At 28.0% G+C, this 17,653-nt stretch carries 14 protein-coding genes, 1 tRNA gene and 1 pseudogene; 11 read left to right on the top strand and 5 right to left on the bottom strand.

The window, feature by feature from the left end:
* Window positions 1–4: 4 nt before the first annotated feature.
* The 7 genes and pseudogenes from moaC (at window position 5) to I4V51_RS06060 (ending at window position 6,627) form a co-directional block, all read left to right on the top strand.
* A pseudogene (gene moaC / locus I4V51_RS06090) lies at window positions 5–481 on the top strand (cyclic pyranopterin monophosphate synthase MoaC).
* A gap of 18 nt (window positions 482–499) precedes the next feature.
* A complete protein-coding gene (gene moaA, locus I4V51_RS06085) occupies window positions 500–1,471 on the top strand; it encodes a GTP 3',8-cyclase MoaA (protein ID WP_195987433.1) in 972 nt (323 codons plus the stop codon).
* A 5-nt stretch (window positions 1,472–1,476) separates the two neighbouring features.
* On the top strand, window positions 1,477–1,935 hold the full coding sequence (locus tag I4V51_RS06080) for an MOSC domain-containing protein (RefSeq protein WP_195987432.1): 459 nt from the start codon (window positions 1,477–1,479) through the stop codon (window positions 1,933–1,935).
* Between the two features lie 248 nt (window positions 1,936–2,183).
* Entirely contained in the window at window positions 2,184–3,137 is a 954-nt protein-coding gene (locus I4V51_RS06075; RefSeq protein ID WP_195987431.1) for a TDT family transporter, read from the top strand.
* 478 nt (window positions 3,138–3,615) lie between these two features.
* Entirely contained in the window at window positions 3,616–3,888 is a 273-nt protein-coding gene (locus I4V51_RS06070; protein WP_195987430.1) for a metal-sensing transcriptional repressor, read from the top strand.
* A 17-nt stretch (window positions 3,889–3,905) separates the two neighbouring features.
* Entirely contained in the window at window positions 3,906–6,332 is a 2,427-nt protein-coding gene (locus tag I4V51_RS06065; RefSeq protein ID WP_195987429.1) for a copper-translocating P-type ATPase, read from the top strand.
* 85 nt (window positions 6,333–6,417) lie between these two features.
* Window positions 6,418–6,627 (top strand): cation transporter, encoded by a 210-nt coding sequence (locus I4V51_RS06060; RefSeq protein ID WP_195987428.1) that lies wholly within the window; start codon window positions 6,418–6,420, stop codon window positions 6,625–6,627.
* Between the two features lie 262 nt (window positions 6,628–6,889).
* Here I4V51_RS06060 and I4V51_RS06055 read toward each other — a convergent pair whose 3' ends face one another.
* Complete coding sequence (locus I4V51_RS06055; protein WP_195987427.1) at window positions 6,890–7,456, bottom strand: serine/threonine protein kinase; 567 nt, start codon at window positions 7,454–7,456, stop codon at window positions 6,890–6,892.
* A gap of 195 nt (window positions 7,457–7,651) precedes the next feature.
* Between I4V51_RS06055 and I4V51_RS06050 the strand changes: the two genes are divergently transcribed.
* Window positions 7,652–9,301, top strand: coding sequence for a HAMP domain-containing sensor histidine kinase (locus tag I4V51_RS06050; protein WP_195987426.1), 1,650 nt, complete (start codon window positions 7,652–7,654; stop codon window positions 9,299–9,301).
* Between the two features lie 117 nt (window positions 9,302–9,418).
* Here the strand turns inward: I4V51_RS06050 and I4V51_RS06045 are convergent, their stop codons facing one another.
* Complete coding sequence (locus tag I4V51_RS06045; RefSeq protein ID WP_195987425.1) at window positions 9,419–10,258, bottom strand: undecaprenyl-diphosphate phosphatase; 840 nt, start codon at window positions 10,256–10,258, stop codon at window positions 9,419–9,421.
* A gap of 219 nt (window positions 10,259–10,477) precedes the next feature.
* Between I4V51_RS06045 and I4V51_RS06040 the strand changes: the two genes are divergently transcribed.
* The gene (locus tag I4V51_RS06040; RefSeq protein ID WP_195987424.1) at window positions 10,478–11,023 is read left to right on the top strand and encodes an isochorismatase family cysteine hydrolase; all 546 of its coding nucleotides are present in this window, start codon (window positions 10,478–10,480) and stop codon (window positions 11,021–11,023) included.
* A gap of 137 nt (window positions 11,024–11,160) precedes the next feature.
* Here the strand turns inward: I4V51_RS06040 and I4V51_RS06035 are convergent.
* Window positions 11,161–11,236 (bottom strand) — tRNA-Met (locus tag I4V51_RS06035).
* A 204-nt stretch (window positions 11,237–11,440) separates the two neighbouring features.
* Here I4V51_RS06035 and nifJ point away from each other — a divergent pair.
* A complete protein-coding gene (gene nifJ, locus I4V51_RS06030; protein WP_195987423.1) occupies window positions 11,441–14,956 on the top strand; it encodes a pyruvate:ferredoxin (flavodoxin) oxidoreductase in 3,516 nt (1,171 codons plus the stop codon).
* A gap of 16 nt (window positions 14,957–14,972) precedes the next feature.
* On the opposite strand, the gene I4V51_RS06025 is transcribed toward nifJ, so the two are convergent.
* Window positions 14,973–15,539 carry an NUDIX hydrolase gene (locus I4V51_RS06025; protein WP_195987422.1) on the bottom strand — a complete coding sequence of 189 codons (567 nt, stop codon included), beginning with the start codon at window positions 15,537–15,539 and terminating at the stop codon, window positions 14,973–14,975.
* 135 nt (window positions 15,540–15,674) lie between these two features.
* Here I4V51_RS06025 and I4V51_RS06020 point away from each other — a divergent pair, with 135 nt between their 5' ends.
* Window positions 15,675–16,313: a lactate utilization protein gene (locus I4V51_RS06020; RefSeq protein ID WP_195987421.1), complete on the top strand. Its 639-nt coding sequence runs from the start codon at window positions 15,675–15,677 to the stop codon at window positions 16,311–16,313.
* A gap of 66 nt (window positions 16,314–16,379) precedes the next feature.
* On the opposite strand, the gene I4V51_RS06015 is transcribed toward I4V51_RS06020, so the two are convergent.
* The gene (locus tag I4V51_RS06015) at window positions 16,380–17,534 is read right to left on the bottom strand and encodes a 3D domain-containing protein (protein WP_243281419.1); all 1,155 of its coding nucleotides are present in this window, start codon (window positions 17,532–17,534) and stop codon (window positions 16,380–16,382) included.
* Between the last annotated feature and the right edge of the window lie 119 nt (window positions 17,535–17,653).

Here is a 17,653-nt window from a genome sequence, read left to right as displayed (position 1 = left end):
AAACATGGATAATAAATTAACTCATTTTGATAATAGTGGAAATGCTAGGATGGTTGATGTTTCAGAAAAAAATGAAACTGCTAGAGTTGCAGTTGCAGTTTCAAGAATTAAGGTAAGTGCGGAAACGTTAGAATTAATAGAAGCTGGAAAAATTGGAAAAGGAGATGTATTAGGGGTTGCTAGAGTTGCTGGAATAATGGCTAGTAAACAAACATCTAACTTAATTCCTATGTGCCATCCTTTAATGATAACAAGTTGTAATGTAGATTTTGAGATAAATAAATAAGAAAGCTATATAGGAATAACTGCTACAGTAAAAATAGTTGATAAAACAGGGGTTGAAATGGAAGCATTAACAGCTGCCATGATTAGTGCACTAACTATTTATGATATGTGTAAAGCGGTAGATAAGAGAATGGTTATAGAAGGAACTCATTTGCTTAAAAAAACAGGAGGAAAGAGTGGGGAGTTTAACTTTTAAATTACCCTCTTAATTAGTATGAAAGACAAGTTTGGAAGAGAAATAGATTATTTAAGGGTATCTGTAACTGATAATTGCAATTTAAGATGTATTTATTGTATGGATGAAAAAGGCAATAAATTCTTAAAGAAAGATGAAAAGTTAACTGATAATGAAATATATAAAGTAGTAAAAGAAAGTGCAAAACTAGGAATCAAAAAAGTTAGAATAACTGGAGGAGAGCCCCTTGTAAGACCAGGAGTAGTTAGCCTTATAAGTAAAATAAATAATATTGAAGGTATTGAAGAAATTTATTTAACTACCAATGGAATTTTACTAGCAGATATGATAGATGAATTAGCTAATAATGGCCTTAAGGGAGTTAATATTAGTCTAGATTCATTAAAAGAAGATAGATTTAATAAATTAACTAGAGTAGGAAATCTACACAAAGTGTTAGAGGCTATAGATAAGGCAATAGCTTTAGGAATAAAAGTTAAGCTAAATACTGTTATAGTAAATGATATTAATAAAGATGAAATAATAGATTTTGTTAATCTTACAAAAGAAAAGCCTATAGATGTTAGATTTATAGAACTTATGCCGATTGGTATTGCAGTTAACTATAAAGGTGCTACTAATGAGGAAGTTTTAAAAGTTATTACTGAAATATATCCGAATTATGAAGAGGTAGTTAGAAGTAAAAGCGGAGGACCAGCATCTTATATTAAAGTTAATGAAGCTAAAGGGAAAATAGGATTTATAAGTGCTATGAGTAATTGTTTTTGTGAAGAATGTAACAGAATAAGATTAACTCCAGAAGGTTTTTTAAAGCAGTGTTTACATTTTGATTATGGAGTTGACTTAAAATCTATGCTTAGATCGGGAATAGAAGGTGATCACCTGAAAAAAGTAATTTATGAAAATATTTATGATAAGCCAGAAAAACATTTATTCTTAGAAAAGAGTGAACATAAAGAGTTAAAGTTTATGAATCAAATTGGAGGATAGAAAAGATGGGAAAAGTTATAGCTATATGTACAAGTAAACATAAAGGAACATTAAAAAATGAAGTTGCAGAAGCAAATCTTATAGAAGAGTTTGGAATAGAAGGAGATGCTCATGCAGGAAAGTGGCATAGACAGGTAAGTCTTTTAGCTTTAGAAAAAATAGAAGATTTTAGAAATAAGGGCGGAAATGTAGATTTCGGTGCTTTTGGAGAAAACTTAGTTATAGAAGGATTTGAGTTAAATAAATTACCAGTAGGACAAAAGTTAACTATTGGAGAAGAGATTCTTTTAGAAGTAACTCAAATAGGTAAGGAGTGCCATGATAAATGTGCAATATACTATCAAGTGGGAGAGTGTATAATGCCTAAGAATGGTATTTTTACTAGAGTATTAAAAGGTGGAAAAGTTAAGGTTGGAGATGAATGTAATCTAGTAGATAGTGGTAAAAAGATATTAAGTTTATAAAAGTGTAAAAGAGAACTGAAATAATTCAGTTCTCTTTTTATATATAAAAAATAATTAAAAAATTAACAATATTGTGATAAAAATCACATACTTAATGAAGTGTGTTAAGTATAATCATATTTGTCATTAGGAAGTTAATAGAATTGTTGATTAAAAAGTGAAAAAATTAACAAAATAATTAAACTTTAAAAAAATGCACAAGATATATAGAGAACTTATTTTATTATTATATTTATTTAGGAGGAATTATGAATAATAAGTCATTATTACAAAAGATTGAAAACTTACCAGTTGCTATTTTACCAACTATGGTAGGTGCGTTAACTTTAGCAACTGTATATTCTAATATGGGGTATACGTGGATTAGACACATAACTTCATGGGCTGCAGTTGTTGTATTATTAACATATGTTGTTAAGCTTGCTGTATATCCAAAAACTTGTATGAAGGAATATTCTAATACAGTACCAGCATCACTTTATGCAGGATTTACAATGATAACTATGATATTAGGTAGTTATTTCTATAATGCAAGTCCTATTTTCGGTAAAACATTATGGTTTGCAGGTTTAATATTACATGCTATTCATATTTTAGTATTTACATATAGAAATGTAATTAAGGGCGTTAATATGCAAACTTTTGTTCCAAGCTGGTTTGTTACTTATAATGGTATTATGGTTTCAACAGTTGTTGGTGGAGTAATGAATGAACCTTTAATAGGTAAAATAGTTGTTTATTATGGTATCGCAGTATTTACTATTATAATACCATTTATGATTTATAGATTAGGAAAACATGAAATAAAAGACCCAGTATTCCATACTCAAGCAATATTACTTGCACCATCAAGTCTTTGTTTAGTAAGTTATTTTAATTTTATTCAAACACCAAATAAATTTATAGTATATTACTTATACTTTGCAGTAATTTGTGCGTTAATATTTATATTAATTAAATTACCAAAATTCTTCTCATATATATTCCATCCAGGATTTGCTGGTTTAACATTCCCTATGGCAATAGGAATAGTTGCATCAACTAAAATGTCTGGATATTTAATAGCACAAGGTTATGAAACTTTTGGTAATATTGTTCAACAAATATCAGGAATTCAAATATATATAACAACAGGGATAATATCAGTTGTATTATTTAAATTCTTTATGATGTTAGTAAATAGTTATAAACAAAATTCTTAAATTTAAACGAAGACTAGAATCCGTTAGTTAGGAATGTAATTTTATTAACTCAAATCTTTATAAATTTGAGTTATCATAAAAATAGCTATAAGATAAAAGTAAATAATATATAAAAAAGCTCTTAGGATTTATAAGTCCTAGGAGCTTTTTTATTGATATTAATAATGTTTTGTTGGTTTATCAATTTCAAAAGGGGTTTTTTCATTTGCTTTATTTTTTATTTTCTCAGCATAGTCCTTACAGTTTGGATCAGATTTTGTACGGCATTTACTCATAAATATCACCTCTTTAAATAATACAGTTATATTTTTTACTGTATTATTTAAAGTATGTATGAAAAATAAAGGTATAAGTAGAAATAAAAGCTTTATATGATGTAAAAAATTTTGAATAAAAAAATAATAAAGATGAAAAATAAGATTGACTAATATAAAAAAAGTATTATAATCAATATATACCCCCCAGGGGGGGAGTGTTAATGGAGGATGTTATGGAAGAAAGAAAAAAAGCAATTCAAAATTTAAAAATAGCAAAAGGTCAAATTGAAGGAATAATTAAAATGATAGAAGATGAGAGATATTGCATAGATATATCTAATCAGATAATTGCAGTTCAATCATTATTAAAAAAGGCCAACATACAAATTTTAAAAAGACATTTAGATCATTGTGTTAAAGATGCAATTTTAAATAATAATGGAGATGAAAAAATAAATGAAATTATGAGTTTATTTGAGAAGGTTTCTAAATAAAGTTAGGAGGGAGAAGCGTGAATAAAAAGTATAAAGTTGGGGGAATGACATGTTCAGCTTGTGCAAATAGAGTTGAGCGTGGAGTTAAAAAAATGGATGGAATGAAGGATGCTAATGTTAATTTAACAACAGAAGTTTTAACTGTTGATTTTGATGAAAATAAAGTATCCTCTTATGATATTGAAAAGAAGGTTGAAGCTTTAGGTTATAAGGTAGTTAAAAATATTAAAACTCATACTTATAAGGTTGAGGGTATGACTTGTGCTGTATGTGCAGGTAGAGTAGAAAAGGTAACAAAAAAAATTGATGGTGTAGAAAACTCTGTAGTTAATCTTACTACTGAAAAGTTAAGTATAACTGTAGATGATGATGTAGTAACATATGGAGATATAAAAAGAGCTGTTGAAAAAGCAGGATATAAGCTTATAAGAGAAGAAGATAAAGAAAATGGTGAAAAGAAGTTAAGTGATAAAGATAAGTTATTAAGAAGACTTATTTTTTCATGTATTTTTACAATACCATTATTAATTGTAACTATGGGACATATGGTAGGGATGCCATTACCTAAAATTATTGATCCAATGATAAATCCAATGAATTTTGCATTATTTCAAATAATATTAACAATACCAGTTATGATAGTTGGATATAAATTTTATTTAATAGGATATAAAAATCTATTTAAATTAAGTCCTAATATGGACTCTTTAATAGCGGTTGGAACAAGTGCAGCATTTCTTTATAGTATCTTTGGAATGTATAAAATAGCTACTGGTGATACTAGTTATGCTATGCATTTATATTTTGAAGCAGCAGTTACAATATTAACACTTATAACGCTAGGAAAATACTTAGAAGCTATTTCAAAGGGAAAAACATCAGAGGCTATTAAAAAGTTAATGGGATTGGTACCTAAAACTGCAACGATAATTAGAGATGGAAAAGAAGCTATAATTCCTATAGATGAAGTTATAGTTGGAGATATAATATTAGTTAAACCAGGAGAAAAATTGCCTGTAGATGGTGAGGTTATTGAAGGAACAACATCTATTGATGAATCAATGCTTACAGGAGAGAGTATTCCAGTAGAGAAGGCTATAGGAAGTAATGTTATAGGAGCTAGCATTAATAAAACAGGATTTATTAAATATAAGGCAACTAAGGTAGGTAAGGATACTGCATTAGCTCAAATTATAAAATTAGTAGAAGATGCTCAAGGATCAAAGGCTCCAATAGCAAAAATGGCAGATGTAATATCAGCATATTTCGTGCCAATAGTAATTGGATTAGCAATACTTGCATCGGTAGCATGGCTAATTGCAGGTGAAACACCTATATTTTCATTAACAATATTTATATCTGTATTGGTAATTGCGTGTCCATGTGCATTAGGGTTAGCAACACCAACAGCCATTATGGTTGGTACTGGAAAGGGTGCAGAAAACGGTGTTTTAATTAAAGGTGGAGAAGCATTAGAAATAACTCATAAGATAGATACCATAGTATTTGATAAAACAGGGACCATTACTGAAGGTAAGCCAGTAGTAACAGATATAGTTACTAAAGAAAGAAATAAAAGTGATTTATTATCTTTAGCAGCAAGTGCAGAAAAAGGTTCAGAACATCCTTTAGGTGAAGCTATTGTTAGAGATGCAGAAGAAAAAAATATTGAATTAAAGCAATTAGAAAGTTTTAATGCAATCCCTGGTCATGGAATTCAAGTTATAATAGAAGGAGACACTATATTACTTGGAAATTTAAAATTAATGAAAGAAAACTCTATAGATATTGGAGTTCTTCAAAAAGATTCAGATAGGTTGGCTCATGAAGGAAAGACACCTATGTATATTGCAATTAATAATTCTTTAGAGGGAATTATAGCCGTTGCTGATACTGTAAAACCAAGTAGTATTAAAGCTATTAAGGAACTTCATAATATGGGAATTAAGGTTGCTATGATAACTGGAGATAATAAGAAAACTGCAGATGCAATAGCAAAACAAGTGGGAATAGATATAGTATTATCAGAGGTATTACCTGAAGATAAGGCAAATGAAGTTAAAAAATTGCAAGAAGAAAATAGAAAAGTGGCTATGGTTGGAGATGGAATAAATGATGCACCAGCTCTTGCACAAGCGGATATAGGAATTGCAATAGGATCAGGAACAGATGTTGCTATGGAATCTGCAGACATAGTTCTTATGAGAAGTGATTTAATGGATGTTATTTTAGCAATAAAATTAAGTAAAGCAACAATAAGAAATATAAAACAAAATCTTTTCTGGGCATTTGGATATAATGTTTTAGGTATACCAGTAGCTATGGGCGTACTTCATTTATTTGGGGGACCATTACTGAATCCAATGATTGCAGCAGCTGCAATGAGTTTAAGTTCTGTTTCAGTTCTTGCAAATGCATTAAGGCTTAAGAGATTTAAGGTTTGATAATATAAAAAATAAAATATTTTAAATAAATTTATAAAGATAATTAAATAATATTATTATATTAAAAATAAAGGAGTAAGAATGTATGTTAAAAAAGATATTTATTGAAGGTATGAGTTGTAATCATTGTGTTAGTCATGTAAAAGAGGCATTAGCTGAATTAAAGGACTCAGGGAAAATTCAGGTAAACTTAGAAGAAAAATATGCAATTGTAGAAACATCATCTAGTAATGAAGAAGTAAAAGAAAAAATAGAAGAGCAAGGATATGATGTAGTATCAATAGAAGCACTATAACTAAATTGCGAACTAAACTTTAGATGCTGTGATGCCGAAAATTGATGATATAACCTCCATTAAATAATATAAATTCTTAGCAAATTTATATTATTATTTCAATAAAACTAGCTAAAGCTTCGAAGATCCTAATGGTTGTCTCAGCTTTTTAACGCTAGTTTTATTACAATAATAATTAAAATCTAAAGTTTATTATATTATACTTTCTTCTGGTTATATCATTAATTTTTCGTTTTCACTGTAGTTTGCAATATATTTTAAATTATCGATATCTTAAGAGGTGTCTATATTTACAAACGACAAAGTCATAGCCCTCAATCCAATAATCTAGTAAATCAGGTCTATAAATTACAACATTTTTTAAAAAGTCATCAAATAAATTTAAATTTAAAAGTATTTTAATTATATCTTTTGGATAAGGAGTAATTTTTGAATATGGTTTTCTTGGGTCAATAACCATTAATTTTTCATTTTTATCTATGAAGATATGAGCATTTCTAATATTAATTCGTTTAAATTTTAATCTTTTTAAGTCTTCTATTAGATCAATTAATTCTTTAGAAAGAGAATAAGATAATCCATTATTTTTGAGATGTTGTGATAAATTCTCACCTTGTACAAATTCTCTAACTACTATATTGCTAATTCTAATAATAACATTAGGAAAAAAACGACTATCTTTAACATTGTCCAGTATAGATGCTTCCTTCTTTGCAGCTTTTATTGTATTAAAGCGTTTTAAAGCAAATCCTTCTGGTGTTAAATAAACACTACCTTCAGCTCCAGCTCCAAGTAAAATACAATCATTTAATTCTATAAGAGTATTCATAAAATCACTTAACTTATTGCTTTAATTATTATATGCAATATGAAGGTAATATTTTCTTAATATAATCAAAAAGTAAATTTTAAGATGATGAAAAAATTAATTTTCTTAAATTATAGATAAAATCATAAGAATTGTGGTAATATTGTGAGGGTTAGTAATAAAAAAATAAATAATAATGGGGTAAAATATAGAAGTATGGAAAAAACAAAAAAATATGAAGAACAAAGTAAAAAATACATTATTTATATGTTTATATCAACTATATTATTTTTAATATGTAGTATTATATTAATAAAAGTAATCAATGTTAATGAAATAAAATCATTACCTATACTTAAGGATTTAAACTCAATTAATATAATAATAGGTATAATAGCTATACCATGTTGTTTATTATATTACTATATGTATAGGAATAATGAATTCTTTATTTTAACTTTATCATATATAAGCATTTTTATTGAATATATTTATGTAAATTATATTGTTCAAAGTATAGGATTATCAGAGCGTTTAATAACATTTCCTTTTATTTTTAGAATATTTTTATTAACTATTGCTATTTTTAATGAAAGTAAATATGTAAAAAAAATTATTGAGAAAAAGAGAGTATCTATAATATTAGTTTTAGTAATTAATATTATAGGAACGTATTTAGAATTAAAATTCAATATAAATATATTTTTTCAAGAAAGAAATACATTTATATGGGATATATTTCAGATCAATATATTAATTTATTATGCCATATTATTAGGGTTATTAGCTATAAGGTGTATGAGAAAAAGAGAATTTATATATACAATTTTTATAACAACTATTAGTATATTCACAATTAGAAGAGTATTTTATTTTGAATTATTTAATGGATGTAGTAATAAGGTTATTGAGTATAACAAGGTATTAACATTTATTGCTTATCTTATATTGCTTATTGGTTTGTATATCGAAGTTGTTAGACGTATAGAAGAGAGTATTAGATTAAATAGTCAAGTAAATGACTTTAAAAAGTTAAAAATAAAATACAAAGAAATAAAAGAAGTTGAAAAGGCAAAAGGACAGTTTTTTGCAAATTTATCACATGAAATAAAGACACCTATAAATATAATTTATTCATGTGTTCAGTTATTAGATATTAATAAAAAAGAAGGGGACAGGGCATTATGGGATGCTTATAATAAATATGACAATACTATAAAGCAGAATTGTTATAGATTATTAAGATTAGTTAATAATTTAGTAGATATGACTAAAATAGATTCTGGATATATGAGTCTAACTTTTGTTAATTATGAAATTGTTAGTTTAGTTGAGGATATAATATTATCAATCGTTCCTTATGTAGAATCTAAAAATATTAATGTATTATTTGATACATATATTGAGGAACTAGAAATAAGATGTGATCCTGAAAGTATAGAAAGAGTTATTCTAAATCTACTTTCTAATGCTGTTAAGTTCACTAATTATAATGGTAATATATTTGTTTTTATGGATGCAGATGACGATTATGTCACTATAAGAGTTAAAGATGATGGTGTTGGAATATCAGAAGAAGTACAAGAAGAGATATTTAAACGCTTTGTACAAGAGGATAAGTCATTTAATAGAAAAAAAGAAGGTAGTGGTATAGGATTAGCTTTAGTTAAGTCATTAGTAGAATTACATGGTGGGCAGGTGTATCTAGAAAAGGGGATTGAAAAAGGTAGTGAATTTGTTGTTAAATTACCTAATGTTAGAATAGAATCTGAAGAAGAGAATGATAATAAAATAATAGATGTAGATAATAAGCCATTAGTACAAAAAATACATATAGAATTTTCTGATATATATGAATTATATTGATGTAATAGTATTAAAAAGGGATTGAATCAAAACTCTAGTTCTCACTTTAATAAATTGCTTTGCAATCTAGTTATTAAGTGAATTATTAGTTTTAAACAATCCCTTTTTTATATTATACTATCTAATAACATAGAAATATAAAAGAACAATTATACCAAGAACAATTCTATACCATCCAAAAATCTTAAAGTCATTATTCTTTATGTAAGACATTAAGAATTTAATAGCAATTATTGATACTATAAAGGCTACAACCATTCCAACTAATAATATTGTTAATTCATTTCCTGTCATAGCAAATCCTGTTTGAAGTCCAAATTTAACAAGTTTTAAAGCACTAGCTCCAAACATAACTGGAATTGCAAGGAAGAATGTAAATTCTGCAGCTACAGTTCTAGAAACACCAATCAATAATGCTCCAACAATAGTAGCACCTGAACGAGAAGTTCCAGGGAAAATCGCAGCTATAAGTTGGAAAAGTCCTATCATAATTGCAACTGTATAAGTTATTTCAGCTAAACTATTAATTTTAGGTCTTTTACCTTTATTATAGTTTTCTATAACTATAAATAAAATACCAAACAGTATTAGCATTACGGCAACTGTAGTAGGATTGAAGAATAATGCATTAAGCTGATCATCAAATAAAAGTCCAACAATAGCAGCAGGAACGCATGCAATTAAAATTTTAACCCACATTATTAAAGTATCTTTTTCAATTTTAACGCCATTATCATATTTAAATGGGAATATTTTTTTCCAATATAATAAAATAACTGCAAAAATAGCACCGAGTTGTATAACTACTAAGAACATATCCATAAACTCTTTAGAAACATTTAGTTTCAAGAATTCATCAACTAAAATCATATGTCCAGTACTACTGATAGGAAGCCATTCTGTAATACCTTCAACGATACCAAGAATTATGGCCTTAATAATTTCTAAAAACTCCATCAAATTACCTCCATTGTAACTATATTAATTTAATCACCTTTCTATTATATATAAGAATAATAATTTATTAAAGGAAAAATGGTAAAATAAAATAAAATTTTAACAAAAATCAATACTAAATTATAACTGTTATATAAATTTTTGAAAGGTGTATATACATTAGTAATGTTATAGAGTAAAATATAGTAGTATATGTATAAGCTAAATGGAGGAAAGGTTATGAAAAAATTATTAGTAGTAATTGATTATCAAAATGATTTTGTTAATGGGGCTTTAGGTTTTGTAAGGGCTGAAAACTTAGAGAATAATATATATAATAAAGTTAAAAGTTATTTAAATGAAGGTCACAATGTAGTTTTTACATATGATACACATTCAGAAGAATATTTAAATACAAGAGAGGGAAAGAGTTTACCAGTACCGCATTGTATAATAAATACTAAAGGGCATGAGTTATATGGAAAACTTAGTGAGTTTAAAGAAAATTCAAATGCTATTCATATAAACAAATATTCTTTTGGAATTTCGCCAGAAATGATGATTAAATTAGTCGAAAGAATAGGAGATAACATAGATTGTATTGAAATAGTAGGGGTTGTAACTAACATATGCGTAATAAGCAATGTAGTAACATTACAATCACAATATATAAATGCTGATATTATGGTAGATGCATCACTATGCGCAAGCTTTGATAATGATTTACATGAAAAGGCTTTAGATGTAATTGAATCATTGCAGGTTAAAGTGATAAATAGAAATTAAAAAGATTTATTAATAAAGTAGATATAGGATATTTAGTAGAATAAATATTCTATATCTTTTTTTGTTACAGATTTTTAATGAAAAAAGATATTTTTAAAATAATAATAAAAAAAAATATCGTAAAGATATTCTTTTTTTGGTTGCGGGGATAGGACTTGAACCTACGACCTTTGGGTTATGAGCCCAACGAGCTGCCAACTGCTCCACCCCGCGATATTATATTAATTTATATTATTAGTATAATACTTTGAAATTATATAGTCAATGCTTGAATATAAAAAAAGGAAAATAAAAAGTATTCAACGTAAATACATATTATTTTTTATTTTTTAAATACTATTAAAGAGTAAAAATTTATTTGGTAAAAGCTTAAAACATAATATAATTTGAAAAATTAATGAAAGAGAGGTAAGAACTATGAGAAAAATGAAGACAATGGATGGTAATACAGCGGCTGCTTATGTTTCATATGCATTTACAGAAGTAAGTTCAATCTATCCAATAACACCTTCATCTCCTATGGCTGAGCATATTGATGAATGGGTAGCTCAAGGAAAGAAGAATATATTTGGAGAGCCGGTAAAGGTTGTAGAAATGCAATCAGAAGCTGGGGCAGCAGGTGCACTTCACGGAATACTTCAAAGTGGAGCATTAGGAACTACATATACAGCATCACAAGGTTTATTACTTATGATACCTAATATGTATAAGATGGTAGGTGAAAGATTACCTGGTGTTTTACATGTTGCAGCAAGAGCATTAGCAACTTCATCATTAAGTATATTTGGGGATCATCAAGATGTTATGGCAGCAAGAGCAACAGGTTGTGCAATGCTAGCAGAGGGTTCAGTACAAGAGGTAATGGATTTATCTCCTGTGGCACATTTAGCTGCACTTAAAGCAAAAATGCCATTTGTAAACTTCTTTGATGGTTTTAGAGTTTCTCATGAAATACAAAAAGTAGAAGTTTTAGAATATGATGAATTAGCTAAGCTTTTAGATTATGAAGCTTTAGATAACTTTAGAAAGAATGCATTAAACCCAAGTCACCCAGTAACTAGAGGAACTGCACAGAATCCAGATGTATATTTCCAATTATGTGAATCATTAAATAAATATTATGATGATATACCAGCAGTAGTTGAAGAGTATATGAGTAAAATTACTGAATTAACAGGAAGAGAATATCATTGCTTTGATTATTATGGTGCACCTGATGCAGATAGAATAATAATTTCGATGGGATCTATTAGTGAAGTAGTTGAGGAAACAATAGATTATTTAAGAAATAAAGGGGAAAAGGTTGGATTAATAAAAGTAAGATTATATAGACCATTCAGTATTGAAAGGTTATTAAATACTATTCCAAATACAGTTAAAAAAATTGCAGTATTAGATAGAACTAAGGAACCAGGTTCAATAGGTGAACCTTTATATCTAGATATATTAAGAGCTGTAAATGATATGGAAAATCCACCAAAGGTAGTAGGAGGAAGATTTGGTTTAGGATCAAAGGACCCATATCCAGCAGACATTGCAGCTGTTTATAGTAATTTAGCAAATGAAAATCCAAAAAATAGATTTACTATAGGTATTACAGATGATGTAACTAATTTATCATTAATACCTGATAATGAAATAGATGTAGCTATTGAGGGCACAACAGCTTGTAAGTTCTGGGGACTTGGATCAGATGGTACAGTAGGTGCTAATAAGAGTGCAATTAAAATAATTGGTGATCATACTAATATGTATGCACAAGGATATTTTGCTTATGATTCAAGAAAATCGGGGGGGATAACTATTTCTCACTTAAGATTTGGTAAAAATCCAATAAAATCACATTATGAAATAGATAAGGCTGATTTTGTTGCTTGTCATAATCAATCATATGTATATTCATATAATGTATTAGAAGGTTTAAGAAAAAATGGTGTATTTGTATTAAATACTATATGGGATAAAGAAGAACTAGATGAAAAATTACCAGGAAAAATGAAAAAATATATTGCTGAAAACAATATAAATTTCTATACAATAAATGCAGTGAAAATAGCTCAAGAAATAGGTTTAGGCGGAAGAATTAATATGATAATGCAAGCAGCCTTCTTTAAACTTGCTAATATTATTCCAGTTGATGAAGCTATTAAGTATTTAAAAGAAGCAGTAGTTACTTCATATGGTAAAAAGGGTGAAAAAGTTATAAATATGAATTATGCTGCTATAGATAAAGGATTAGAATCAGTAATAAAAATTGATGTTCCAGATTCATGGAAGTCTGCAAGTGATGACAAACTTCAAGAAGAAATGAGTGTTCCTGATTTTGTAAGAAATATTTGTATTCCTATTAATAAGCTTGAAGGAAACAACTTGCCTGTATCAGCTTTTGTAAATAATAATATAGAAGATGGTACATTTATGCATGGAACTACTAAATATGAAAAGAGAGGAATAGCAGTTAATGTTCCAGAGTGGATTCCAGAAAATTGTATTCAATGTAATCAATGCTCATATGTATGTCCACATGCATGTATTAGACCTTTCTTATCAACAGAAGAAGAAGTTAAAAATGCTCCTTCAAGCTTTAAAAAACTTGAAGCAAAAGGTGTTAAGGGAGATGTTTCTTATTTTTATACTATAGGAGTTACACCACTTGACTGTACTGGATGTTCTAATTGTGCAGAGGTATGCCCAGCTCCAGGAAAAGCACTTGTTATGAAACCATTTGATTCACAACATGATCAAATAGAGGCTTGGGAATTTGCAGTAGAAGATATAAAGAATAAGAAAAATCCTATGAACAAGAACACAGTTAAAGGAAGTCAATTTGAACAACCATTATTAGAGTTCTCAGGCGCATGTGCAGGTTGTGGAGAAACTCCATATGCAAAATTAGTAACTCAATTATTTGGTGATAGAATGGTAATAGCAAATGCTACAGGATGTTCTTCAATTTGGGCATCATCAGGAGCAGCAACAGCTTATACAAAAAATCAAGAAGGCTATGGACCAGCATGGGCTAACTCTTTATTTGAAGATAATGCAGAATATGGACTTGGAATGTTTATGGGAGTTAAAACTATAAGAGAAAGAATTGCTTCAAAGATTCAAAAAGCATTAAATGAAGGTTTATGTAGTAGTGCAAAAGAAGCAATGGAAGAATGGTTAAATAATAAAGATGAAGGCGAAGGATCAAGAGAAAGGGCAGAAAAGTTAGAATCTGCTTTACAAGGTTGTAATGAAGAGATTGCAAAAGAAATATTAAAGGATAAAGAATTCTTCATTAAGAGATCACAATGGATATTTGGTGGAGATGGATGGGCATATGATATTGGTTATGGTGGATTAGATCATGTGCTTGCAAGTAATGAAGATGTTAATGTACTTGTATTTGATACAGAAATTTATTCAAATACTGGAGGTCAAGCATCAAAATCTACACCTACAGCGGCAATAGCTAAATTTGCAGCTTCAGGAAAGAGAACTAAGAAGAAAGATTTAGGAATGATGGCTATGAGTTATGGATATGTTTATGTAGCACAAGTATCATTAGGTGCAGATAAAAATCAAACAATTAAAGCTATAACTGAAGCAGAAAAATATAATGGGCCATCATTAATTATTGCATATGCACCATGTATAAGCCATGGAATAAAATCTGGTATGAGTAATACTCCTGATGAGCAAAAGAGGGCTGTAGATTGCGGATATTGGAATCTTTACAGATATAATCCTTCATTAAAGGGAGAAAAGAATCCATTTACATTAGATTCAAAAGAACCAAAGGAAGATTTTAAGGATTTCTTGATGGGTGAGGTAAGATATGCAGCCCTAGCTAAAGTTTTCCCAGAATTAGCTGAAGAATTATTTGATAAGACAGAAAAAGATGCTAAAGAAAGATTAGAAAACTATAAGAAGTTAGCACAAGATTAATAGTAAGGAGCTGAATTTATAAATTCAGCTCCTTAATTTTTTTATTAAATTTAGAGTAAACAGTATCTATTATGTATGGTTCATTGCAATGAACATGTAATTCATCAATTGGAATCCACTTAACACCACTAGTTTCTTCTTCATTAATTATAAGTTCATCCTCTTCACAGGCTTCTAAAAGATAAGCTATAGATAAATGTAAATGTGACGAAATATATTCACCTTTCTTAATATGACCATTTACAGTTAGAACATCTAATCCAAGAATATCATTGATTACAGGAGTTACATTTTTTAGTCCTGTTTCTTCTTTAGCTTCTTTGATAGCAACGTGTAGTAAATCTGAATCACCATCAGCATGCCCACCAGTCCATGCCCAGCTTTTGTAAATATTATGATAAATCATTAAGACTTTAGTTCTTGATTTATTAACTATATATCCAGAACTAGTCATATGGGCAACAGAATTGTTACGTGTTAAAACATCATTGTGTGAAACAATAAATTTTAGTATTAAATCTTTATCTTTAAATTCTTGTTCATTATAAGGCTCATAATTTTTTATTTTTTCAATCCAATTCATAATATTAATCCTTTCTAGAATTAGAGTTTTATAAATATAATAACATAAATAATAAAAAAATAAATTATATTATTGGATTATAATAAATATTGGATTAAAATTTTAATATAAATAAATTTGAGGAGTTAGATTTAAATGGATAGTAATTTAAAATGGGTTAATGAAGTGAAAATAAATAGGACTTTAGAAGCGTTAAGAAAAAATAATATGGAGGGTTATTTAATTAATACAGAAAATGAGCTTATTAATAAAATAGAAGAATTAGTTAATAAAGGCAGTAAAGTTAGCTTTGGGGGATCAATGACATTATTTGAAGCTAAAATAATGGAACATTTAAGAAGTGGAAGATATGAATTACTAGATAGATATAAAGAAGGGTTAACTGCTGATGAAATAAAGGAAATATATAGGAAGTCTTTCTTTTGTGATGCTTATTTTACAAGTACTAATGCAATAACAGAAGAGGGAGAATTATATAATGTTGATGGTAATGGAAATAGGGTTGCAGCAATGCTTTATGGTCCAGATAAGGTAATAGTTATTGCTGGAGTAAATAAAATTGTAAAAGATATAAATGAAGCAATTTATAGAGTTGAAAATTTAGCAGCACCAGCGAATGCAAAAAGGTTAAATAGGAAAACTCCATGTACAGTTACAGGGAAGTGCATGAATTGTAATAGTCCAGAAAGGATTTGTCGTGAGTATACAGTGATAAAGAAGCCAGTTCCTAATAGAATATTTATATTATTAATTAATGAAACATATGGCTATTAAGTATTGTTAAAATTAAAATGGTAAGCTTTCAGGAGGTTTATCCTAAAAGCTTACCACAGCTAATTATCATGGATATTCTAAAATTTGTACAGTAACTTGTCTTCTTCCCCATGACATACATTCTTCATAAGTGTTAAGATATACATCAATAATATTTCCCTTAATTGCTCCTCCAGTATCGGCAGCAATAGCTACACCATATCCAGAGACATAAACTTTAGAACCTAATGGAATTACACTAGGATCAACAGCAATAGTACTAATGCCATCAGGGTTTCTAACTGGCTTTAATCCAGAGGCTGTAGTAGCATGTCCATAATAAGCTGTTGATTCCATAGTTAATGTTTTGATTGCAGTACCAACTTCAGTTCCAGTTGTAGGAACTGTAGGTGTATTAAGCTCATCTATTCTTGATTTAGCATTGCTAATTCCATCTTTAGCCATATTAATAGTTGTTGAGCTATTTAGCAATGGGATGTAAGAATTTAATGTATCAATAGCATTTTGCAATTCTGATGCAGAAGCTGATGAAGAGTTAGCTATAGATAAAGGTTTTGATATTAATATTTTTTCATTTTCTTCTATAACTGAAAAAACAGATTTTTTTTCAGAGTTTAATTGTTCTACATATTGCTCTTGTTCAGCTTTTTTGCTTTCAACAGTTTTCAAATCTTCCTCAATTGTTTTTTTTAAAACAATAAGTTCTGAATTTTTATTATTTAATGACTCAATAGTTGAATCTAACTCAGATTTCTTTTCATTAATAGTAGCTAATACTTCTTTATCGGTAGAAATTATTTTTGAAATAGCTTGTACCTTTGAAAATAATTCAGATACACTTTTAGAAGTAATAATACTAACTAAAATGTTTGAAGTCATATTTGTTTTATACATAGTTCTAACTCTGTTATCTAAAACAACTTGAGAACTTTCGATATCTTCTTTAGTTTGTTCTAATTTAGCTTCGTTTGTTTTTATCTGATCTTCAATATCGGCAATAGCCGTATTATTTTCATTTAACTTAATTGTAGTTTGATCTATTTCTAAATCTAATGCTTGAATTTTTGAATTTAATTCTAAAATTTGATTATCAAGTGTTTGATATTTTTGTAAGTTTTCATTTATTGTATCTTGTGGCGTAGCAGCATATACAGAAATAAAGCTTAACGAAGAAGTTAATAATGCTGTAGCTAAGGAAACAGTAATAAACTTTTTAAACAAAAAATTCACCTCCTAAAAGAATTATTATTCTTGACGTTACATTACTATATAAATTTATATATGTCAAATTTGCTGTATTTAAATGTCATTTATGAGATAATATAATAATTTAAATAATA

The sequence above is a fragment of the Clostridium sp. D53t1_180928_C8 genome, from assembly GCF_015667795.1.
In the GTDB taxonomy this organism is placed as follows: Bacteria; Bacillota; Clostridia; order Clostridiales; family Clostridiaceae; genus Clostridium.
The sequence above is the reverse complement of the archived record's forward strand: the minus strand, read 5'-3'. Positions and strand labels throughout refer to the sequence as shown.